The sequence below is a fragment of the Staphylococcus pseudintermedius genome (assembly GCF_001792775.2).
Lineage (GTDB): Bacteria > Bacillota > Bacilli > Staphylococcales > Staphylococcaceae > Staphylococcus > Staphylococcus pseudintermedius.
This window is the reverse complement of record NZ_MLGE02000016.1, coordinates 1-23,174: the sequence shown is the minus strand read 5'-3', so window position 1 is coordinate 23,174 and position 23,174 is coordinate 1. Positions and strand designations below refer to the sequence as shown.

The window sequence follows — 23,174 nt, the reverse complement described above, 5'->3', positions numbered from 1 at the left end:
TGAAGTGCTTTTATTGTATCATGTTCTATAAAATAGAGGAATTTTACGCATTGACATATACCTATACAGGGTATATCATAATAATATCAAAATGAATCTGGGGGATGTGACATGACTGAACAAGCACATCATTCTGAAGAAATTAAACGTAACTTGAAGTCGCGTTTGAATCGTATTGAAGGCCAAGTGAAAGCAATCAACCGAATGATTGACGAAGATGTCTATTGTGATGACGTGTTGACGCAAATTAGAGCGACACGTTCGGCTTTAAACAGTGTGGCGTCGCGTCTGTTAGATCATCATATGAAAGGATGCATCAAGCATAAGATTGACGCGGGACACCAAGACGAAGCGATGGAAGAGTTATTAGTAACATTTCAAAAACTCATGAAAGATTAGTGAGGTACAATTATGGAAAATGGTTATGTTAAAGTAACACAACTGACAACTGAAGCACAGCAACAACAGCTATCTGATCGTTTGCTTCGTTTAATTGGTGTCGAGTCTGTTGCTATTGATGTGGCAACACAATCGTTGACGCTCACTTATGACACGCCAGCAAATTTGAACACGATAGAAAAAGAAATTTATGATGCAGGATTTCCTGTTATCCAATCACATAAAGGAGTGTAACTGATGGCAAAACATATGATTGAAGTAGAAGGTATGACTTGTGCGCATTGTAAAGCAGCAGTTGAAGGTGCAGTGAAAGAAAATGCGCATGTGACCCACGTTGAAGCATTTCCAGCTGACAACAGAGTAGAAGTAGAAGTAACAGATGACAGTGCATTAGCAGATGTGAAACAACGTATTTACGATCAAGGGTATGACGTTATATCATAATTTAACAGCAATCAGGGCTTAGTTTTTCATTGAAGAGATGAGAGGTAAGCCCTCATTTCGTATTTAAAATATACCCTCTATAGGTATAGGAGATGACATAATGACTCAAGAAGAAACTTTCAAAATTACAGGTATGACATGTGCCGCCTGTTCAGCACGTATTGAACGGGTGCTCCAGCGTGAAGCGGGAATTGACCAAATTAATGTCAACTTAGTGATGGAAAATGGGACAGTGAAGTACGATCCGAGCCAGATTTCGATTGAAGAGATTTATGAACGTGTCGCTAAAATCGGGTATGAAGCTTTTCCAATGGAGACGAAAGATGAAACAGCTAAACGAAAAAGTGATGAATTGAAGCGACAAAAAGGGAAATTCATTATTTCACTCATTTTAGCATTACCGTTACTGTATACGATGTTCGGCCATTTTTCATTTTTAGGTTTTATTCCAGTTCCAGAACTTTTAATGAACGGCTGGTTTCAATTTATATTAGCAACGCCGATTCAATTTGTACTCGGCTGGCAATTTTATGTCGGTGCTTATAAATCTTTGAAAAGTAAAAGTGCGAACATGGACGTTCTCGTTGCGATGGGAACTTCAGCGGCTTACTTTTATAGTCTTTATTTAATGTTGACACATTTGGGCCATAGCGGTCATGTACCACTTTATTTTGAAACGAGTGCGGTATTAATTACACTCATTTTATTAGGTAAATATTTCGAAATGCGTGCAAAAGGGCATGCGAGTGACGCGATTAGCAAACTTGCTGCATTACAAGTGAAAGATGCGGAAGTGGAACGTGATGGCAAGATTGAAATGATTGCGATTGATGATGTCCGTGTAGGTGACATTGTATGGGTGAGAAGTGGTCAACAAATTCCATTAGACGGTCAAGTGATTGAAGGTTCCACAACGGTCAATGAAGCGATGTTGACAGGGGAAAGTATGCCCGTTGAAAAAAATATCGGCGATACTGTCATTGGAAGTACAATCAACCAAACGAATTTTATTAAACTTCAAGTGACCCATGTTGGTGAAGATTTAGTATTGAATCAAATTATTAAAGTCGTTGAAGAAGCGCAAAATGATAAACCACAAATTCAACGGTTAGCTGACAAAATTTCAAATATTTTCGTACCGACTGTCGTTGTGTTGGCATTACTGTCATTTATCGTATGGTTTTTCGTTGTCACACCGTTTCAATTTACGGCAGCATTTGAAATTTTCATCGCTGTCATCGTCATTGCCTGTCCTTGTGCTCTAGGACTTGCGACACCGACTTCGATTATGGTTGGGTCAGGTCGTGCAGCAGAATCTGGTATTTTATTTAAAACAGCAGAAGCATTAGAACAAGCCCAACATGTCGATACGATTGTCTTTGATAAAACTGGTACAATTACGAACGGCGAACCTAAAGTCGTGCACGTGTACCATGAAACGGAAGAACCAACTATTGGCGCTTATGTTAAAAGTCTGGAAATGCAATCAGAGCATCCACTGTCTAAAGCGTTAGTCGATTATTATAGTGACGAAGCGGTCCACACTGTTTCGCAATATGAGACACATGCAGGAAGTGGTATTTCAGGTGTTATTGACGACAACCGTGTGCGTATCGGTTCCATTCGTTTCGTTACAAACAACGACTTAACTCAAGAACAACAAGATAGAATACATTCGGTGGCAGAACAGGGCGCAACAGTGGTTGGTATGACAATTAATGAAACACTCGTCGCAATCATCGGTGTGAGAGATGATCCAAAAGCAGAAGCGAAAGCAGTCATTGAAACGTTAAACAAAAATTACGACTTAGTGATGTTGAGTGGAGATAGTAAACAGACAGCGCAAGCAATCGGTCGTGAACTCGGCTTTACACGTGTCATCGCAGAAGTGAAACCAGATGAAAAATCTAAAGTCGTTACTGAACTCCAAAACGAAGGAAAACGTGTCATGATGGTCGGTGATGGCATTAATGATGCACCAGCACTAATGAAAAGTGATATCGGCGTCGCAATGGGTTCTGGCTCAGACATCGCATTAGAATCCGCAGACATTGCGCTTGTACGTAATCATTTGGACGGTATTGCCGATGCACTTCAACTTAGTCGCCTTACGATTAAAAATATTAAACAAAACTTATTTTTCGCCTTTTGTTATAATTTGATTGGTATCCCTATTGCTGCAGCAGGCTTTTTAGCACCTTGGGTTGCAGGTACAGCGATGGCATTTAGTTCAGTTTCAGTTGTATTAAATGCCTTGCGATTAAAAAATGTGAAAAAATAATTTTATCAATTTACAATTTGGTGTAGTAAAGCGCTACAATTTAGGGTAAGATAAAGGAGTAGATAGCAGAATACGGGGTGATCAAATGGCGAAAAAGAATGATAAGCTTCAAAATGTGGTCCAAATGTTATCTTCAATCGGTGTGAAGGTGAAAAAAACGAAGCCCCGATTAGATATTATGCGATCATTACCCAAACCTAATCCTGCAACTGAGAAATTGAAACCTTATTAAGTATGTTTGAGAAGCACTTAGATGTTGACTGATGTCACGTCTAGGTGCTTTTTTTCAGATTTTTAAACTTTACCTTTTTAAACACTTAGCTAAATATCAACTCTACCTTTTAAACACTTCGTTGAGTATCTTCGATTTTGTAATCGGGGGAGTTATAGAAATATTATTGATTTTGTTGATTGCTCCTCTTTGGCCTTGCTTTCCTAGGGGACTTGCCTCAACTAAATTCGGCTTGATTGGAGAGAACACTGGATGGTGGCCGAATTGGATTTTCGGCTACGTCTGATCCCTCAGGAGTCTCGGCCAGTTCCGCAATCCAAAATCAATATAAGTTTAAGAGAGAACCCGATGACAAAATCGAAGTGTACATCATGGTGAAAAAACAAGGGAGATGTAGCGATATGAACATCAAAATCTTAATATATAAGTTTATATGTTTTTGGTATAAATTGATGTGTTCTATCGATTGAATCTAAAACGAATCAGCGGTTGACAATAGTAATTAATTTTAAGGAGGATTGAATGGTTTTTAGTGGGATAGTTTTACTTATGAAAGCTGCATAATGGTGAAGATTATAAATTTCTGAACGTATTGCTTTTATACAAGAATTAGTACTAGAGATAAAATATAAATTACTTTGTGCTTAAATCTAATTCTAAAATATATGCTTAGTATTTTTATTGATAATACATACGAATTATATGAAGGGCTCAGAATAAATAATATATAAAAATTAAATTAAAGGAAATCTAAATATAAAACATTTAAAGTGTTGTTGAATGTAATATCGTTTGTTATGTATAATTGAATAAGATAGATCTCTCGTGTTTTGTCAATGCTTAGAACACTGTGACTAATTATAAAGAAAGGAGTAAAAATTGTAGTTTATGTTAAAAATAGGTGGGTGATAGAAATTGAAAGTCAAATTTAGTTTTGTATTATTAAGCTCTGTTTTAATGTTGTTTTCATTGATTAACTATAAATCTGTCGCTTTGGCTGAAGAGGCTTATGTTGCTAGTGATGGAATAGTTGAGAATCAAGAATATCCTGAAACATCATCAATAAACTCAGAAGTATTACCAATTGAAGCAACAGAAGAACCTATTTCAGGTAATATGGAAATAGACCAAAGCAAAGTTTTGCCTATTGAATATATGTATGGTAATACTAATGAAAGAATTTTTGGAAAAGATCAGAGAAAAGTAGTAGATAATTATTTATCTTCACCATATAAGCAAGTTGTACTTTTAAATATGACATTTTCTGATGGAAATGTTTATAGTGGTTCTGGAACAATGATTGGTGAGGATACTGTACTGACTGCAGCCCATAATGTGTACTCTTCTAAATTAGGATGGGCTGCTGAAGTTACTGTTTATGCAGGTAAAAAGGGATCCAAGTATACAATAGGTAAAGCAAAATCAAAGAAAATATTAACCTTTAAAAAATGGAAGGATTCATCTAATCAAGATTATGATTTAGCAATTATTAAATTAGACTCTAAATTAGGAAAGAAAACTGGAACATTAGGTCTAACATCAAAAATAAGTAAAGATGAGGAAATTGAAACATCTGGCTTTCCTGGAGATAAATCAGGAGAAGTACAGTATAAATCCAATGGTAATCTCAAAAAAATAACTGATAATATTTTGTATTATTATTTAGATACATTTTTTGGACAAAGTGGTAGTAGTGTGCGAAATAAACAAAATAAAATCATTGCCGTTCATACATTTGGTGCTTCGGATTATAACGGTGGAGTGAGGCTTAATGCTTTAAAAATAGACTACATTAAACATTGGATGGGAACACCTGTTGCACATCATTTTGGAAAATTTGTGCAAATAGATAAAAAGAATATTAAACTTTGGTCTAATTTAGAATTTTCAATGAGTAAAGATTCTAAAAAAATTAAAAAAGGTGATGCATATGAAGCAAAGTACGTATATAATCATCCAAATGGTCAAAAATATTACTCATTATACAATTCTGAAAATAAATGGGTTGGATATATTAATAGCCAATCTGTAACTTTTCTTAAAGCTCCAAATGCACACAAATACAATAAGAATATCATCATAAATAAAGGGAAGTTTGCTGTTTGGAGAAGTTTAGACTTTAGTAAAAAAGCAGATTTGAAAAACATTAAGTTTGGTAAGGAATACACTGCAAAGTATGAATATTATCACCCAAATGGTCAGAAGTATTTTTCGCTATATGATAATAAAAATAAGTGGATGGGTTATATTAATACGCGCTCAGTTACAGTGAAAAAATAATTTTAAAGGGATGAACTCACATGTTAAAAAAATTAGTTGTTACAGGTTTGATTGCTACAGCGGCGACACAAGTTTATGCGCATGACACGCAAGCGGCGGAAAAGGGTGCTACAGATGCTCCGAATGTGATGGTTAAGGATGAGGCGAAAAAAGAAGTGACACCGATAATCCATAAACCGACTTGCATTTACCCGCATCTAGAAGGCGAAGATGATGCTGCGTATTTAAAACGTATGGCAACGAATCCACCAGAAGGCGCAGTGCCGTACGGTGTATTGAATAAAGATGGATCGATTACAGAACCGAATACAAATCCACATTTTGATGTTTTAAAAATTGAAGATCCAAATGCGATGAAAGATTTGGTTGATACACCGGCAGATGATCAAGATACGGTACCGAGTGATTTACAAATTGAACCACCAGCATTAATAGGACCAGCTACTAAACATACGGATGGTACGGGAGACGCAAAATCTAATGATGACCACAAAGTAACAAAATCTTCGGGAGCGTCAGCCCAAGATATGAAGAAAAAAGACGTGACAACACAAACTGCACAACCAAAAGCAGATAAAAAGATGGCGACTGCAAAAGTAGCACCAGCGAAACAACAAGATAAAGCAGCCAAAATGTTACCAGCAGCAGGGGAATCACAAGTGAATGCAATCAGTCAAACAGCACTTGCACTTTCAATGATCGCATTAGGTGTCATCGCGTTCTTTACACGACGACGCAAAACAAATTAATAATTAAAAAGAGGTTGGGGAAACATTTTGTTCCTCAGCCTCTTTCTTTTTATGATGTTGTACGTTTTTGTGTAGTTGCTTCATCGTTATACTTTTTCGGTGTATGATAATGAATGCTCAACAACACACCGACGCCTGACATGAGACTCCAGAGCGAACTCCCACCGTAACTTATAAAGGGTAATGGAATCCCTGTAATCGGTAAAAGTTGAATCGTCATGCCAATGTTTTGAAAAATATGGAACAACAATAAACTAATAAAACCGATAATAAACGATTTGTTGAACAGATCATCGGAATTCATTGCCATACGAATTAAGTGAAGGAGTAATAATAAAAAGACACCTAATAAGATGACTGAGCCTAAAAAGCCGAATTCTTCTCCAATAACTGAAAAAATAAAGTCTGTATGATTTTCAGGAATATAAACTTCGCCGTTATTTAATCCTTTTCCGATGAGCTGACCAGAACCAATAGCTTTTAACGACTCTGTTAAATGGAATCCATCGCCAGAACTGTATGCGTACGGATCGAGCCAAGAGTTGATACGTCCTAATTGATACGTTTTAATACCGGCTACATTTTCAATCAAGCTCGGTTTATAAATAATAGACAAGATTAAGCTGCCACCTAGAACGATTGCGCTACCAAATAAAGGGGCTAAAATTTTCCATGTGACACCACTTACAATCACGATACCTGCAATAATCGCTAAAAAGACGAGTGTTGTTCCTAAGTCATTTTGTAATAAAATTAATGCAATTGGAACGAAGCTCACACCTGCAATTTTCAGTAATAACATGACGTCTGTTTGAAATGATTTATTGAAGGTGAAACGATTATGTTGTGCGACAACCTTTGAAATGACAAGAATGAGTACAATTTTCATGAATTCTGAAGGTTGAATACTGATTGGACCGAAACGATACCAACTTTTTGCCCCGTTAATCACAGGTGTAATGGAAGATTCTGGTAGGAGTATTAATCCAAATAGTAAAATATTAAAAATAATGTATACCGTATAAGTGTAATTGCGAATCTTTTTAGGTGAAAACAGCATAATCATGAACGCAATGATTGCACCTAGTATGTAATAAAAAATCTGTCTGACACCGAAATCAAGGCTATATTGACCGCCACCCATTGCCGAATGGATCGTCGTAACACTAATGATACAAAGGATTATAATCAGTGCGATGAGTGGCCAATCTAAGCGGCGCAAAAACGACTTCTGCGTTAGTTGACGAGAGGATACCATGCCAATCTCCTTTACACATAAATTCTATATTGTCATTATATACCGATTTTACATAAGTTGTAATCAAATTGCTAATATTCTCGGAAAATAAATGCAATACAAATAAGAGTCGTGGTAATATGGAGGTTAGATAAAAATTATGGAGGCGGAGTTATGTCGAAAGAAGCATTATGTATCATTTATGGTGGTAAAAGTGCCGAACATGATGTGTCAATTTTAACCGCACAAAATGTATTAAATGCAATTGATAAAGCGCGTTACCACATCGATATTATTTATATCACTAATGATGGTCAATGGAAAAAAATGGACAATATTACCGAAGATATTACTGATGTTGAAGCGTTACGCATTGATGACGTACCGACGAGTGATATTTCAGCGATGTTAACACAAAGTAGTCAAGGTGGCCGTTATGATGCGGTATTCCCATTATTACATGGACCTAATGGTGAAGATGGGACGATTCAAGGGCTGTTCGAAGTATTAGACATTCCATATGTAGGTAATGGGGTGTTAGCGGCATCAAGTTCAATGGATAAATTAGTGATGAAACAATTATTTGCACATCGCGGTTTACCACAATTACCATATGTGAGCTTTTTAAGAAGTGAATACGAAAAATATCGCAAAAATATTATTAAACTCGTGCATGACAAGTTAGCATTCCCAGTGTTCGTTAAACCGGCAAATTTAGGTTCAAGTGTCGGGATTAGTAAATGTGAAGATGAAGCTGCCTTGATTAAAGGGATTGAAGAAGCGTTTCAGTTCGACCGTAAACTTGTCATTGAACAAGGGGTGGATGCGCGTGAAATCGAAGTGGCAGTGTTAGGCAATGACTACCCTGAAACGACATGGCCTGGTGAAGTTGTGAAAGATGTCGCATTTTACGACTATAAATCAAAATATAAAGATGGCAAAGTGAAGCTCGCAATTCCAGCTGACCTTGATCAAGACGTACAAATGACGCTCCGTAACATGGCTGTGGAAGCATTTAAAGCGACGGACTGTTCTGGATTGTTACGTGCAGACTTTTTCGTGACAGCAGACAACCAAATCTACATTAATGAAACGAATGCGATGCCAGGATTTACAGCTTATAGTATGTATCCAAAATTATGGGAAAATATGGGTGTTTCTTATTCAGAATTGATTACAAAGTTAATTGATCTTGCGAAGGCACGTTACGAAGATAAGCAAAAAAATAAACACCGAATCGATTAGGAGTTTTGACTATGATAAATATAACGTTGAAACAACTTGCAGAGTGGATAGACTGTGATATTGATGCGCAATACTTAGACGTTGAAATTAAGGGTGTCACAATTGATTCAAGACATATTCAACATGGGCAGTTATTTATTCCTTTTAAAGGTGAAAATGTTGACGGTCATCAGTACAGTGAACAAGCATTGAACGATGGGGCAGGTGCGACGTTTTTCCAACGAGATAGTACATTGACAGCACCAACGAACGGACCAGTCGTTTTTGTAGAAAACACATTGACTGCACTGCAACAGTTGGCAAAGGCGTATTTACAACATGTGGCGCCAACAGTGATTGCTGTCACAGGTTCAAACGGAAAGACGACGACAAAAGATATGTTAGAAAATGTCTTATCTGGAAAGTTCCGTGTACAAAAAACGCAAGGCAATTACAATAACGAAATCGGCATGCCGTTAACAATTTTAGAGTTGAACGAAGATACGGAAGTTTCAATTTTAGAAATGGGCATGTCAGGTTTTCATGAGATTGAGTTACTGTCTAACATTGCACAACCGGATTTTGCGGTGATTACGAATATCGGCGAATCCCATATGCAAGATTTAGGATCAAGAGAAGGGATTGCCAAAGCGAAGTTTGAAATTGTGTCAGGTTTAAAATCAGAAGGTTATTTCATTTATGATGGAGACGAACCATTGTTAAAACCGCATGTAGAGACGTTAACATCTGCACATCAAGTGAGTGTTGGTTTGTCAGCTAAGAATGATATGCAATGTCAAATGGTGTCTCATCTTGAAGAGGGCATTACGTTCACAGTGAATGATGACGTGACCTACACGATTCCTATTTTAGGTGAACATAATATGCGTAATGCAACGATTGCAATTGCAGTGGGCCGAATCATGGGTTTAACAGATGAACAAATTCAACAGCAATTAACGTCGCTCAAGCTGACAGATATGCGCATGCAGAAGTTTATGGCGCCGAATGGTGCGATGGTCATTAATGATGCGTATAATGCAAGCCCGACGAGTATGAAGGCTGCGATTGATACATTGAGTCATATGAAAGGAGAGACCATCCTCGTGCTCGGTGATGTACTCGAATTGGGTGAACAATCGCGTCAATTGCATGAGAGTGTTGGGGCTTACCTTGAAAATAAAGGTATTCATCAACTGTATACGTTCGGTGAAGGAGCGATGGCCATTCATGAAAAGGGCAAGGCGTACGTGAATGAGGCGATTCATTTTGATCAAAAAGATAAGTTGATGCGTTATTTGACGTCTATCGTCGAACAACATAGTGTCGTCCTCGTTAAAGCGTCTCGAGGTATGCATTTAGAAGAAGTTGTCGAGGCACTCGTAGAAGCAAAATAGCATCAAGTTTGGAACAGAGCGTGAATCATCACTGTCTTTGTTCCATTTTTAATTTTAAAAAATAAAATGAACGCATTAAAAATCATTATTTTGAGATGCGTAAACGGGGCCTAAACTCTGTAGTGATATGAATTCAAAGCATAGAGAATATATAAGAATTTAAATGATAGTGAACTTTCGTTTATTGCGGTATTGTGACGAAAATGGTAATATGTAGAAGTTAGATTAAACTTATTTGACAAAATATAGAAGAATGATGATTCAAAAAAGGAGAATTACTTTGCAAAAATTTACAGAATTAGGCGTTTCAGAACGTACAGCTGAAACCCTCGAGGCAATGGGATTTACGGAGCCGACCCCTATTCAAAAAGATAGTATCCCATTCGCACTCGAAAACATTGATATCCTAGGTCAAGCGCAGACCGGAACAGGAAAAACAGGTGCCTTTGGTATTCCATTGATCGAAAAAGTTGTTGGAAAAGAAGGCGTGCGTGCTTTAATTTTAGCACCTACACGTGAATTAGCGATGCAAGTAGCTGAACAATTACGTGAATTCAGCCGTGGTCAAAAAGTCCAAGTCGTGACTGTATTTGGTGGTATGCCAATCGACCGTCAAATCAAATCATTAAAACGCGGACCACAAATCGTAGTAGGTACACCAGGTCGTGTGATTGACCACCTTAATCGCCGTACATTAAAACCACAACAAATCGAAACGTTAATTTTAGATGAAGCGGACGAAATGATGAACATGGGCTTCATTGACGATATGCGTTATATTATGGATAAATTGCCATCAGAAAATCGTCAAACGATGTTATTCTCGGCAACAATGCCAAAAGCGATTCAAGAATTAGTACAAAAATTTATGAAATCGCCACGTATCATTAAAACGATGAATAATGAAATTTCTGACCCACAAATTGATGAATATTATACTATCGTTAAAGAACTTGAAAAATTCGATACCTTTACGAATTTCTTAGATGTACACCAACCTGAGTTAGCGATTGTGTTCGGTCGTACAAAACGCCGTGTCGATGAGTTAACTAGTGCGTTACTTTCAAAAGGTTACAAAGCTGAAGGTTTACACGGTGATATCACACAGGCGAAACGTTTGGAAGTATTGAAAAAGTTCAAAAACGACCAAATCGATATTTTAGTTGCGACAGACGTAGCGGCTAGAGGATTAGACATTTCAGGTGTGAGTCATGTTTATAACTTTGATATTCCTCAAGATACAGAAAGTTATACACACCGTATTGGGCGTACAGGTCGTGCAGGCAAACATGGTATCGCCGTGACATTCGTTAATCCAATTGAAATGGATTATATCCGTCAAATCGAGCAAACGAACCGTCGCCAAATGCGCGCGTTAAGACCGCCACATCGTAAAGAAGTTTTAAAAGCACGTGAAGATGAAATTAAGAGCAAAGTTCAAAGTTGGATGGACGCTGCGAAAGAACCACGTGTAGAAAACATCGCGAAACAACTTCTTGAAACATATGATCAAACTGAGCTTGTAACAGCGTTATTACAAGAATTAGTGGAATCTAATGATGAAGTCGATGTACAATTAACATTTGAAAAACCGTTGGCGCGTAAAAATGGTCGTTCACCAAAAGGCAATCGTAAAGGTGGCAACAACAAACGTCATTCAAAAGCAGGACGTAACCATAAGCCAAGTGGTAATAAAAAAGGCAACTTCAAACATAAAAGAGAAACAAAAGTGAAAAAAGGACGCACATTTGCGGATCATCAAAAATAATTAGCGTTCAACCACTTAAATAATTAGCAGCATAGTGCATTTCAATGGAGATGTACGTGCTGCTTTTTTGATGCTGTTTAAGGGTGACGCATAAGTTCCGAGTCTAAATTAAGGTAAATCTTTAACTACAGCGTATCGTGGCTAAAATGAATTTTGTCTAACGCCACCATATCGAACTATCAGAATGAAAAAAGTTTATGATATAATAATCCTAAATTTACTAGGGAGTGACTGTCATCATGCAACTTGAATTTACTCAAAGTCCCGAACGTGCACGCCGGTATTTAAAGTTATGGTATTTCTGTCAATTCATCGTAACTTTAATCATCTTATCCGCTGCAGTCACTGTATGGTTTTACAATGATATGCCATTTTACGGGACTTATATTTTCATCGGACTCGTACTGATTGATATTTTATATTATTTGATTCACCCAATACTCCTTTATCGTTACTATCATTATCGCGTGACGGACAGTTATATTGAAATACAAAAGAACTGGTGGTTTAAACGCAATGAAGTGATTCAAATCGAGCGTATCCAGTATGTGAGACGGAAAGCGGGGCCATTGATGAGACGGTTTCAACTGAATCGATTGTCTTTTTATACAGCTGGACATGAGTTAGTGTTGCCGTTACTTTATGACGACACGATTACAGAGATTGAATCATTCTGTCTTACGCAACTAAAAGGGGGTGACAGCGATGTATAGTCCTCAAAGGTTGCACCCTATTTCGTACGTTTTAAGTATTATTGAAGCAGTAAAAAGTAACTTTCTTTTTGTTATCATATTTGTATTGTTTCAACTCGATAGCTTTGATTTTACAGATTGGACCAATTATAAATGGCCAAGTTTTATCGCACTATCGTTTACTCTCGTTTTTATTAACCGGACGATTGAAATCTATCGCACACGCTACTGGATTGAAGGCGATTATTTTATCGTGAAAAGTGGCTTGTTTAACTTGAAGCAAAAAGAACTTAATATTCGTCGTATTCAATCCATGGACACTGTACAACCGATTGTGCATCAATTAGTAGGCGGTGTGAAACTCACAATCAAAACACCTAGTGACGGTATTGATTTAAATATGGTGACGAAAAGGCAGAGTCAATGGATTCAAGAAGAGATAGAGAAAGCCAAATCGAGAATTGAAAGTGAAGATGGAAGACAGATGCAGTCCGAGCATTCAAGTATCGCTACAGACGAACACTATGAAGCGCCACCTATCATTAAAACAAATGCACCTACAGAGATGATTTATCAATTATCTACCCAAAATTTATTATTAATGGCAATGACGAGTGGTGCAGTTTTTGTTACATTAGCAACAGTAGGTCCGATAGTCACTGCTTTTGAAGATATTATCCCGTGGGAAGGCATTTTCGGTCAAGTTGAGAGTTGGATTAAGAATTTAGTGGCGTTAGTCATTACATTAGTAATTGGGATTCTTGTAATCGCTTATATTATAGGCGTCATCATTACAATGGTGAGGTATTATCGATTCACTTTAACACGTTCAGGTGACTTTTTAAAAATCCGTTATGGCTTATTAAAGGTGACAAACTTATCGCTGCCCATCGCTAAATTACAAGCGGTCCAAGAAAAGAAATCCTTTTTTAGACATTTGTTTGGCTTTACGTCATATCATTTTATTATTACAAGTGATATGGAAGTCGATATAGAGGATGATTTTGCGTCAGGTGAAATTATGGTGTTGCCGTTCATTAAACAACGAGAAGGTACGAAAATTTTGGCATCTCTTCTACCAATTTATTCGTTTCAACCGGTTGAAACTGGCCTACCTTGGCAAGGTTTTCATCGCCGTTTTTGGATACCGTCAGTCATTTTAATCGGTATCGGTGCACTCATTCATTATTATTGGTGGGTGTGGATATGGATACCAATCGCAGTCATTATTTTGTATTTGATTATTCATAGTGTGATTGCGACGCGTATGTCAGGTTCAGGGTTGACTGATGAAGAAGTATCGATTCGAAAGGTGACATGGTTTGGTTTTAAAACGACGACTTTTAAAAAGGATAAAATTTTAGGTTTCCAACAAACTGCACACCCTTTGATGCAACAGAAACAATTAGTACATTTTGATTTTACGATCGCAAGTGGTTCAGTTTCTAAAGATTTTGGGTTGCGTTTTGAACATCAGTCCAAAGTTACACGTAACAAGCAATGGTATTTAGGAGGTGGAGATATCAATGGAAAAGATGAGTGAAAGTGGCCTTAAAGTGATGCGTATCGCTGCGTTAATCATGTCAGCCATCATCGCGCTATTGTTCATTGGTGCTATCGTATTAGGTTATTTCTTAGCTTGGGATCGATTCGTGATAGCACTGATCATCATATTGGCCATCGTACTGCTTCTCCAACTTATTATCGATGTGTGGCTTAAACCAATTTATAAATATCGAACATTTGGCTACACATATGATTCACATATCGTTACAGTACGAAAAGGGTTTATCATGATTAAACAAACACGTATTCCAACTTTCAGAATTCAAAACGTCGATTTTAAAGAAGGATGGTTGATGCGAAAATATCAGTTAGCGACATTAACACTTTCCACAGCTGGAGGTAATGTCGATGTAACGTTGATCGATAAAGCAACTGCTCAAAAAGTGATGGCATTTATAAAAAACAAGGATGCGAAAGTACCAATATCAGAAGCAAAGCCGATAGTAGAACAAGACGAAAAAGAAGAGGGACCTTTATGATATATGGTGTAGGACTCGATTTAGTTGAAATAGCACGGATTATGGACACTGTACAGCGTCAACCCCGCTTTCCAGAACGCATTTTATCAGAACAAGAGCTCGAACGTTATCACAATTATACGACTGAACGTCGCCGTATCGAATTTTTAGCCGGACGATTTGCAGTCAAAGAGGCATTCAGTAAAGCGTTAGGTACGGGAATTGGCAAAAAAATTACGTTTAAACAAATTCATTGTGAAAACGATGCACGCGGCAAGCCTACGATTCAGATGGCAGGTTACCATGTACATGTTTCCATTACACATACAGAACATTATGCAGCAGCACAAGTGATTTTAGAACAATAATGGACGAATATAGAAAGAGGAAGGATGACAATCATGTCAGAAAAATATTATCGCACCACCACGATGAAAGTGAATTTAGATGCGATTACAGAGAATTATTATGCATTAACGAAATTACAACCGAATAAAACGATGATGCCTGTCGTAAAAGCGAATGCATACGGTTTAGGGAGTATCCAAATTGCCCAACATTTAAGTCAATTAGGTGCGGAATTTTTCTGTGTGGCCACTCTGGATGAAGCGATTGAGTTAAGAATGCACGGTATAAAAGAGAAAATTTTGATTTTATCTAGCATTCCACCTGATGCCATTAATAAAGCCATTCAGCACCGTGTTGCTGTTACAGTTCCTTCAAGAGCATGGTTAGAAGCGGCGACTGCAGAAATTGACGAAGATAATGAAAAGACGTTATGGTTACATATTAAAGTGGATACAGGCATGAATCGACTTGGTGTGAAAGATATTGAAGCGTATCATGATATTATCAACTTCATTCATGCGCATGAAAATCTCGTCTTTGAAGGCGCTTTCTCACATTTTCATTCCGCTGATGAGGACAATGATTCTGCACACTTGCAATATGAACGCTTTGAAGAAATTATCGAAAGTACAGAGCATCCTACGTACATTCATATGCAAAATTCTGCGGGAACGTTACGCTTTAATCCGTCATTATGTAATGCATTCAGACCAGGTATTGCGTTATACGGTTACTATCCATCAGCGTTCATTGAAAAAATTGCAACTGCACAATTAGCACCAGCTGTTCAACTCGTTACAGAAGTGATGGAAGTGAAATCACTCATTAAAGGTGAAACGGTCGGATACGGTCAAACTTACACGGCACCTGAAGATATGACGATTGCATTATTGCCGATTGGTTATGCGGACGGCTATTTACGTTCGATGCAAGGCGCGAATGTTAGAATTGGCACCACGGAATGTGAAATTGTTGGTCGGGTGAGCATGGACCGTACAGCCATTCGTGTGCCAGCAACAGTGCAAATGGGAGAGGAGGTCATTTTAATTGATGATCAAGCCCATACGTCACAATCTGTAGAAAGCCTTGCAGCACAACAACAAACGATTAATTATGAAGTGTTATGTAATATCGGAAGAAGAGTGCCGCGTGTGTATTTTGTACAAGAAATGGTTGAAATATCCAACGAATTGTTAAAATAGTATGGTGATTCCGCTCTGTTTTTGTTATGATGGACATAATAAAAAGAGTTTTTAATGTGTTGTATTGATATGGAGGTCCTATTTATGTCAGCATTCAATCAAACAAGATTTAAAAATTTAGAACAGTCGTTAAAAGAAGGTTATGTACAGATGGCAGATTTAAATCTCTCCCTAGCCACTGAGGCGTATCCAGTTGAATGTGAAGCTTGCGATTGTAATGAATCACACTTGACAACTGATTACAAGGAAGACTAAATGAAGCGCGGAGACGTTTATTTAGCAGATTTATCACCAGTACAGGGCTCTGAACAGGGGGGAGTAAGGCCCGTTGTCATTATCCAAAATGACACTGGTAATAAGTATAGTCCCACTGTGATTGTAGCCGCAATTACTGGTCGGATTAATAAGGCAAAGATACCAACGCATGTCGAAATCGAAAAAAATAAATATAAGCTCGATAAAGATTCTGTTATTTTACTAGAACAAATTCGAACAGTCGATAAGAAACGATTAAAAGAAAAGTTAACGTTTTTGTCTGAGAAGAAGATGAAAGAAGTTAACAATGCGATTGGTATTAGTTTAGGACTGCACATGAATCATCATAAATAGGCTTTAGGATAACGCTCCTAAAGCCTTTTACAGTTTTAAGTGGAAGGAGAACGTTTAATGACAAATCAGAATGAATCGCGATACTTTCAACTTGTTGATCAATTTTTGCAAAGTGAAAGTAAAGCCAGTGTTCTCAATCAAGCGCATTCTTTTTCTGAAAATTTATCTGATGATGCATTATTGCCAGAAGAATTTGTAGATATACATAGAAAATACGTTCAGAAGTATGAGCTGTCACGTGAAGACATGATTGCGATTTTAGATATTTTAAGAGCGGTTATTGGTAGCTTTGGTTACGATTATGAAGACTATAAAGCATTGGTTGACCGTGTTGAAGTCCATGATAAGGAATTGGACGTCGCTTCACGTTTACAACAAACGATGTTAAAAACAAATATCCCACAGTTTGACGGTATCCAAATCGGTGTCATTTCTGTTGCGGCTCAACATGTGAGTGGCGATTATTTTAACTTAATTGATCATAAAGATGGCACGATGAGTTTTGCGGTTGCGGACGTCATTGGTAAAGGGATTCCAGCTGCATTAGCCATGAGTATGATTAAGTTTGGCATGGATTCGTACGGCCATTCTCAACTCCCTAACGATGGTTTGAAGCGTTTAAATCGCGTCGTAGAAAAAAATATCAATCAAAATATGTTTGTAACCATGTTTTATGGACTTTATGAAGAGATTAATCATGTTCTTTACTGTAGTTCGGCAGGGCATGAACCGGGTTATATTTTCAGAGCGGAATCTGACACATTTGAAGAAATCAAAGTTCGAGGTCGTGTATTAGGTGTAAGCCCACATGTAAGATATCAACAACAAGAAATAGCCATTAACATTGATGATATGATTATCGTTTTTACAGATGGTGTAACCGAAATTCGAAAAGAAAACGGTGAGTTTATTGATACTCGTTATTTACTTAATTTTATACTTGCATACAAGCAATTACATCCACAAGATATCGTTCAACTCTTATATGAAGAATTACTGAGACTGCAAAAAAAAGGCAAACGAGATGATTTAACCATTTTAATTATTAAGCGCGTGCACTAAAGTTGAAAAATGAGATTAATGATGTATTGAAATGGGTAAAATGAACAAGTAGAGAATAAAGTAGGAGTGTAATCAATAATGAACCTTAATATAGAAACTGAAAAGCATGAAACACATTATGATGTCGCAGTAGCCGGTGAACTAGATGTTGCCACAGTACCGGAACTTGAAAAAGTGCTCGTTCCTATACGTCAAGCAGGGACGCACGATATTTATGTTAATTTGGAGAAGTTAAACTATATGGACTCAACAGGTTTAGGACTATTTGTTGGAACTTTAAAAGCGTTAAATCAGCACGAAAAAGAATTATACATTCTAGGTGTGAATGATCGTATTAAAAGGTTGTTTGAAATTACAGGCCTGAATGATTTGATGCATGTCAACGAAGGAACGGAGGTCGAATGATGATGCAATCCAACGATATCATTGAAATGCGACTTCCTGCTTCTGCTGAGTATGTCAGTTTAATTCGTTTGACTTTATCGGGTGTGTTTACACGTGCCGGTGCGCATTATGATGACATTGAAGACGCTAAAATTGCTGTGAGTGAAGCGGTGACGAATGCTGTGAAACATGCTTATAAAGATAAAGAAGAACGAGGCTACATTCACGTCTGTTTTGAACTCGCATCAGATCGCATTAAAATTGTAGTGTCTGATCAAGGTGATAGTTTTAATTATCAAGAAACAAAACAAAAACTAGGCCCTTATCAAGAAAATGAAAGTATTGATTTCTTGAGAGAAGGGGGACTCGGTTTATTCTTAATCGAATCTTTAATGGATGAAGTAACGGTCGATAAAGATACAGGTGTTACAATTAGTATGATTAAGTATATCAAAAAAGAGCAGGTGCGAAATAATGACGAAAGAGTCGAAATCAGCTAGTGCTGTTTCACCTGAACAAATCAACCAATGGATTCAAGCGTATCAGAATGATGAGGATCATGAAGCACAAGAAAAACTTGTGAAACATTATGAAAAACTGATCGAATCCTTAGCTTATAAATACTCAAAAGGTCAATCACATCACGAAGATTTAGTACAGGTTGGTATGGTAGGACTGATTGGTGCGATTAATCGATTTGATTTATCATTTGATAGAAAATTCGAAGCTTTTTTAGTCCCCACTGTCATAGGTGAAATTAAGCGCTACTTAAGGGATAAAACATGGAGTGTCCACGTCCCACGTAGAATTAAAGAAATAGGGCCGAGAATCAAAAAAGTGAGCGATGAGCTAACAAATGAATTAGGACGTTCACCGTCAATCAGCGAAATTGCGGAACGTCTTGAAGTTTCGGATGAAGATGTGTTAGAAGCAATGGAAATGGGACAAAGTTATAACGCTTTAAGTGTCGACCATTCTATTGAAGCGGATAAAGATGGCTCTACAGTGACTTTGTTAGATATTATGGGGCAACACGATGACAATTACGAGTTGACTGAGAAGCGAATGATATTAGAACGGATACTTCCTATTTTAACAGATCGTGAAAGAGAAATTATTCAATGTACATTTATCGACGGATTGAGTCAAAAAGAAACGGGAGAACGTATCGGATTAAGTCAGATGCATGTCTCGCGATTACAAAGAACAGCTATTAAGAAATTGCAGGAGGCTGCGAGAAAATAGTGGTACGATAAAAGGATTGGGATGTTGGGTTCCGGTCCTTTTTGTGTTTATGGCAACTTGAATTTTGTCATCTGTGGCTTGATTTCAAACATAGTGAGGAACATCTAATCATTTTATCTGTGAAGTAGAATAGATATGGAGCTTTCCAGGATTGATAAAAGTTGCATTAGCATGGTTTTTATGAGCTATGATACACATGCGTCTTACGTGCTCGCTGACATACTTTTAGAGATACGTGTTAAAATGTAGAAGAAAAGATTGAGAAAGCGGTGAATACTTTTGACAAATCATTTTGTACAAGCAATACATAACCAATATCAATATCCAGTTAAACATATTGAAGCGGTTCTGAAATTATTAGAAGAAAAAAATACTGTGCCTTTTATTGCACGTTACCGTAAAGAAGTGACGGGCGGTTTAGATGAAGTCGAAATCAAACAAATTGCTGATGAATATCACTATATGGAACAGTTGCAAAAGCGAAAAGATGAAGTGATACATAGTATTGAGCAACAGGGTTTGCTAACGGATGAGCTTCGACGTGACATTCAACAGCAAACAAAATTGCAACGTGTGGAAGATTTGTATCGTCCCTATAAGCAAAAGAAAAAGACCCGTGCAACAGAGGCGAAACGTAAAGGCATCGAACCTTTAGCAGAATGGATTTATAGACAAAAGTTAGACGCTGACTTAGGAGAGAAAGCGCAGACGTTTTTAACTGATGAAGTAACCTCAGTGGAAGAAGCGATTCAAGGTGCGCAGGATATCATTGCTGAAAAAATTGCAGATCATCCACAATATCGCAAGCAAATTTTAAAGTTGACGCAAAAAGAAGGGCTCATGACAGCGCTGAAAAAGAAAAAGGCTGAGGATGAAAAAGCCGTGTTTGAAATGTATTATGATTATCAAGAACCTCTCCGTCAAGTTGCGAATCATCGTATTTTAGCGATGAATCGTGGTGAAAATGAAAAAATATTGCAAGTCAAAATTGAAATGGACAAAGCGATTTTGGCACAAAATATTAAAAAACAAGAAGTCAAAGGCCACAACGAATTATCAACAATTGTGGGCGAAGCGATTGATGACGCGATGAAACGTTTAATTTTTCCTTCCATTGAACGTGAAATAAGAACCGATTTAACAGAGCGCGCAGAAGCACAAGCGATTACATTGTTTAGTGAAAACTTGAAAAATCTGTTGTTACAACCACCATTAAAAGGGAAGCAAATTTTAGGCGTCGATCCAGCTTTTCGAACTGGCTGTAAACTCGCAGTCATTAATCCGTATGGGACATTTATCGAAAAATCCGTCATGTACCCACATCCACCTGTATCTAAAGTGGCTGAAGCTGAAAAAGTCTTCTTAAAAATGGTGAAAGACTTCGATATTAATTTAATTGCGATAGGAAATGGAACAGCGAGTCGTGAAACGGAACAGTTTGTCGCACGTATGATTCAAGACCATGCACTCGATGTCCAGTATATTATTGTGAACGAGGCAGGGGCATCCGTGTACTCGGCGTCTGAGATTGCGCGTACTGAATTCCCTGATTTTCAAGTGGAAGAGCGTAGTGCCGTATCGATTGGTAGACGTGTACAAGATCCTTTAAGTGAACTCGTTAAAATTGATCCTAAGTCGATCGGTGTCGGACAATATCAACACGACGTGAACCAAAAGGCGCTAGATGCTGCACTTGACTTTGTAGTTGAAACTGCTGTTAACCAAGTCGGTGTGGATGTCAATACGGCTTCGAGTACATTGCTTCAGCACGTGTCAGGGTTATCACGACAAATTGCTGATAACATTGTGTTGTATCGTGAAGAAAACGGGGCCATTACTCATCATCGTCAACTGAATAAGGTTAAACGATTAGGTGCGAAAACGTTCGAACAAAGTATCGGATTTTTACGTATTGTGAATGGTAAAGAACCGTTAGACAATACAGCAATTCATCCAGAAAGTTATGATGCGACTTATCAATTATTAGAAAGTTTAGAACTCAAAATTACAGATATTGGCACATCTGAATTAGCAAAGGTTTTATCAACATTGAATATAGCAAGTTATGCGACGAAGTTAAACATCGGTGTCCCTACGTTAGAAGACATCGTGAAGTCATTAATCGCACCAAACCGAGATCCTCGTGATGATTATGAAACACCTGAATTAAAGTCAGATGTATTGTCGATAGAGGATTTATCAAAAGGTATGAAATTGAATGGAACAGTGCGAAATGTTGTTGATTTCGGTGCTTTTGTCGACATCGGCATTAAGCAAGACGGTTTAGTACACATTTCAAAACTTGCTAAAAAGTTTATCAAACACCCGATGGACATTGTCAGCGTTGGAGACATTGTAGAAGTGTGGATTGAAAATATTGATGAAAATAAAGGGAAAGTTGCTCTGACAATGATTGATCCAAATGAATAATGAATCTTTGCAGCAACTCACTGAACAACTTGCAATGGAACATTTTGGACTCCCTTTTAAACATCGTATTTACTTTAATCGTCGTTTACGTACAACGGGTGGACGTTATATGTTATCTTCACATGATATTGAAATTAATCCTAAGCAATATGAACATTTTGGTGAGCAAGCACTTGTTGATATTATTAAACATGAATTGTGTCACTACTTTTTGCATTTGAGTGGTAGAGGGCATCAACATAAAGATAGAGATTTTAAAGTATTAGCTGAAAAAGTAGGTGCGCCTAGATTTTGCCAACCGACTGAAAGTTATACATCAAGAGCGAACTATGAATATGAATGCCAAAGGTGCCATAGTAGTTATGTTCGCATTAGAAAAGTTAATGTTGTTAAGATGCGGTGTGGTCGATGTGGAGGGCAATTAAAGTTGAAAAGGTATTTATAAGTTGTTGAGGCACTATATGCTGACTGAAGAATATGAGCGATAGTGCCTTTTTAATGATTGATTTTATTTTTGTAATATGTGCTTTATGAGAACCAAAAGTTAGAAAAATAGGGAGATATGTATTGACATTATTTGTGTGCCTGATTATAATGACAAAGTCGTCAAAAAAAGTTGTAAGCAGTTCAAAATGATGTTTGACAATGATGACGAAATGTTGTATTCTAAAATTCGTCGCAAAAAGTGAATGTTAAAGACAGATTACAAACATTAAAAAAATATTAAAAAAGTGTTGACACTACTAATGTGATATAATATAATAATTATTGTTCTGAAAAAAGAAAACATCGTTCCAAGCGGTCGTGGCGGAATGGCAGACGCGCTAGGTTGAGGGCCTAGTGGGAGAAATCCCGTGGAGGTTCAAGTCCTCTCGGCCGCATCAACCATCACTTAAATTAAGTACGCGGGTGTAGTTTAATGGTAAAACCTCAGCCTTCCAAGCTGATGTTGTGAGTTCGATTCTCATCACCCGCTCCATAAAACAAATTGAAATGAACATTGAAAACTGAATGACAATATGTCAACGTTAATTCCAATAATTTGAGTACTTCAAAAGTACTTTCAAGAGTGATTGACTTAAACAATCAACGAGCTATATCAAGCTTACTTCTTTTATGGAGAGTTTGATCCTGGCTCAGGATGAACGCTGGCGGCGTGCCTAATAC

24 protein-coding genes and 2 tRNA genes are annotated in these 23,174 nt (G+C 37.4%); 25 read left to right on the top strand and 1 reads right to left on the bottom strand.

The window, feature by feature from the left end:
- The first annotated feature begins 111 nt into the window (after positions 1–111).
- The 7 genes from csoR to BJK46_RS10160 all read left to right on the top strand — a co-directional run bounded on the left by csoR (position 112) and on the right by BJK46_RS10160 (position 6,385).
- Entirely contained in the window at positions 112–399 is a 288-nt protein-coding gene (gene csoR, locus BJK46_RS10190) for a copper-sensing transcriptional repressor CsoR (RefSeq protein ID WP_014613363.1), read from the top strand.
- Positions 400–411: 12 nt separating this feature from the next.
- On the top strand, positions 412–633 hold the full coding sequence (gene csoZ / locus BJK46_RS10185; RefSeq protein WP_014613364.1) for a putative copper chaperone CsoZ: 222 nt from the start codon (positions 412–414) through the stop codon (positions 631–633).
- 3 nt (positions 634–636) lie between these two features.
- Positions 637–843, top strand: a complete 207-nt coding sequence (locus BJK46_RS10180; RefSeq protein WP_014613365.1) for a cation transporter — start codon at positions 637–639, stop codon at positions 841–843.
- Between the two features lie 100 nt (positions 844–943).
- Positions 944–3,124: a heavy metal translocating P-type ATPase gene (locus tag BJK46_RS10175; RefSeq protein WP_037542539.1), complete on the top strand. Its 2,181-nt coding sequence runs from the start codon at positions 944–946 to the stop codon at positions 3,122–3,124.
- Between the two features lie 85 nt (positions 3,125–3,209).
- Positions 3,210–3,356 carry an Lmo0850 family protein gene (locus tag BJK46_RS12215; protein ID WP_014613367.1) on the top strand — a complete coding sequence of 49 codons (147 nt, stop codon included), beginning with the start codon at positions 3,210–3,212 and terminating at the stop codon, positions 3,354–3,356.
- Between the two features lie 915 nt (positions 3,357–4,271).
- Positions 4,272–5,636, top strand: coding sequence for a trypsin-like serine peptidase (locus BJK46_RS10165; RefSeq protein WP_037542545.1), 1,365 nt, complete (start codon positions 4,272–4,274; stop codon positions 5,634–5,636).
- A gap of 20 nt (positions 5,637–5,656) precedes the next feature.
- Entirely contained in the window at positions 5,657–6,385 is a 729-nt protein-coding gene (locus BJK46_RS10160) for a hypothetical protein (protein WP_037542547.1), read from the top strand.
- A 49-nt stretch (positions 6,386–6,434) separates the two neighbouring features.
- Here the strand turns inward: BJK46_RS10160 and BJK46_RS10155 are convergent, their stop codons facing one another.
- On the bottom strand, positions 6,435–7,643 hold the full coding sequence (locus BJK46_RS10155; protein ID WP_014613369.1) for an FtsW/RodA/SpoVE family cell cycle protein: 1,209 nt from the start codon (positions 7,641–7,643) through the stop codon (positions 6,435–6,437).
- Between the two features lie 153 nt (positions 7,644–7,796).
- On the opposite strand from BJK46_RS10155, the gene BJK46_RS10150 reads away from it, so the two are divergent.
- From BJK46_RS10150 to BJK46_RS10065, 18 genes are all read left to right on the top strand, one after another.
- Positions 7,797–8,867 carry a D-alanine--D-alanine ligase gene (locus BJK46_RS10150; RefSeq protein WP_014613370.1) on the top strand — a complete coding sequence of 357 codons (1,071 nt, stop codon included), beginning with the start codon at positions 7,797–7,799 and terminating at the stop codon, positions 8,865–8,867.
- 11 nt (positions 8,868–8,878) lie between these two features.
- Positions 8,879–10,243, top strand: a complete 1,365-nt coding sequence (locus tag BJK46_RS10145; RefSeq protein WP_014613371.1) for a UDP-N-acetylmuramoyl-tripeptide--D-alanyl-D-alanine ligase — start codon at positions 8,879–8,881, stop codon at positions 10,241–10,243.
- Between the two features lie 280 nt (positions 10,244–10,523).
- Positions 10,524–12,011 (top strand): degradosome RNA helicase CshA, encoded by a 1,488-nt coding sequence (gene cshA, locus BJK46_RS10140; protein ID WP_014613372.1) that lies wholly within the window; start codon positions 10,524–10,526, stop codon positions 12,009–12,011.
- Between the two features lie 239 nt (positions 12,012–12,250).
- Positions 12,251–12,724: a PH domain-containing protein gene (locus BJK46_RS10135; protein WP_037542551.1), complete on the top strand. Its 474-nt coding sequence runs from the start codon at positions 12,251–12,253 to the stop codon at positions 12,722–12,724.
- Positions 12,717–14,246, top strand: coding sequence for a PH domain-containing protein (locus BJK46_RS10130; RefSeq protein ID WP_037542554.1), 1,530 nt, complete (start codon positions 12,717–12,719; stop codon positions 14,244–14,246). Before BJK46_RS10135 ends, BJK46_RS10130 begins: the two co-directional genes overlap by 8 nt.
- Complete coding sequence (locus BJK46_RS10125; RefSeq protein WP_014613375.1) at positions 14,230–14,748, top strand: PH domain-containing protein; 519 nt, start codon at positions 14,230–14,232, stop codon at positions 14,746–14,748. Before BJK46_RS10130 ends, BJK46_RS10125 begins: the two co-directional genes overlap by 17 nt.
- A complete protein-coding gene (gene acpS, locus BJK46_RS10120) occupies positions 14,745–15,095 on the top strand; it encodes a holo-ACP synthase (RefSeq protein ID WP_037542556.1) in 351 nt (116 codons plus the stop codon). The genes BJK46_RS10125 and acpS overlap by 4 nt, the downstream gene beginning before the upstream one ends.
- A 33-nt stretch (positions 15,096–15,128) precedes the next feature.
- Positions 15,129–16,277: an alanine racemase gene (alr, locus tag BJK46_RS10115; RefSeq protein WP_014613377.1), complete on the top strand. Its 1,149-nt coding sequence runs from the start codon at positions 15,129–15,131 to the stop codon at positions 16,275–16,277.
- Between the two features lie 84 nt (positions 16,278–16,361).
- Entirely contained in the window at positions 16,362–16,532 is a 171-nt protein-coding gene (gene mazE / locus BJK46_RS10110) for a type II toxin-antitoxin system antitoxin MazE (RefSeq protein WP_014613378.1), read from the top strand.
- Positions 16,533–16,886 (top strand): type II toxin-antitoxin system PemK/MazF family toxin, encoded by a 354-nt coding sequence (locus BJK46_RS10105; RefSeq protein WP_014613379.1) that lies wholly within the window; start codon positions 16,533–16,535, stop codon positions 16,884–16,886.
- 57 nt (positions 16,887–16,943) lie between these two features.
- Complete coding sequence (locus tag BJK46_RS10100) at positions 16,944–17,948, top strand: SpoIIE family protein phosphatase (protein ID WP_014613380.1); 1,005 nt, start codon at positions 16,944–16,946, stop codon at positions 17,946–17,948.
- Positions 17,949–18,026: 78 nt separating this feature from the next.
- On the top strand, positions 18,027–18,353 hold the full coding sequence (locus BJK46_RS10095; RefSeq protein ID WP_014613381.1) for an anti-sigma factor antagonist: 327 nt from the start codon (positions 18,027–18,029) through the stop codon (positions 18,351–18,353).
- A complete protein-coding gene (rsbW, locus tag BJK46_RS10090) occupies positions 18,353–18,832 on the top strand; it encodes an anti-sigma B factor RsbW (RefSeq protein ID WP_031253870.1) in 480 nt (159 codons plus the stop codon). Before BJK46_RS10095 ends, rsbW begins: the two co-directional genes overlap by 1 nt.
- Entirely contained in the window at positions 18,807–19,577 is a 771-nt protein-coding gene (gene sigB, locus BJK46_RS10085; RefSeq protein WP_015729428.1) for an RNA polymerase sigma factor SigB, read from the top strand. The genes rsbW and sigB overlap by 26 nt, the downstream gene beginning before the upstream one ends.
- A 279-nt stretch (positions 19,578–19,856) precedes the next feature.
- Entirely contained in the window at positions 19,857–22,007 is a 2,151-nt protein-coding gene (locus BJK46_RS10080; RefSeq protein ID WP_063284941.1) for a Tex family protein, read from the top strand.
- Positions 22,000–22,452: a SprT family protein gene (locus tag BJK46_RS10075; RefSeq protein WP_014613385.1), complete on the top strand. Its 453-nt coding sequence runs from the start codon at positions 22,000–22,002 to the stop codon at positions 22,450–22,452. The genes BJK46_RS10080 and BJK46_RS10075 overlap by 8 nt, the downstream gene beginning before the upstream one ends.
- Positions 22,453–22,805: 353 nt before the next feature.
- Positions 22,806–22,888, top strand: a tRNA-Leu gene (locus BJK46_RS10070).
- Positions 22,889–22,912: 24 nt separating this feature from the next.
- A tRNA-Gly gene (locus tag BJK46_RS10065) sits at positions 22,913–22,986 on the top strand.
- Positions 22,987–23,174: the final 188 nt, after the last annotated feature.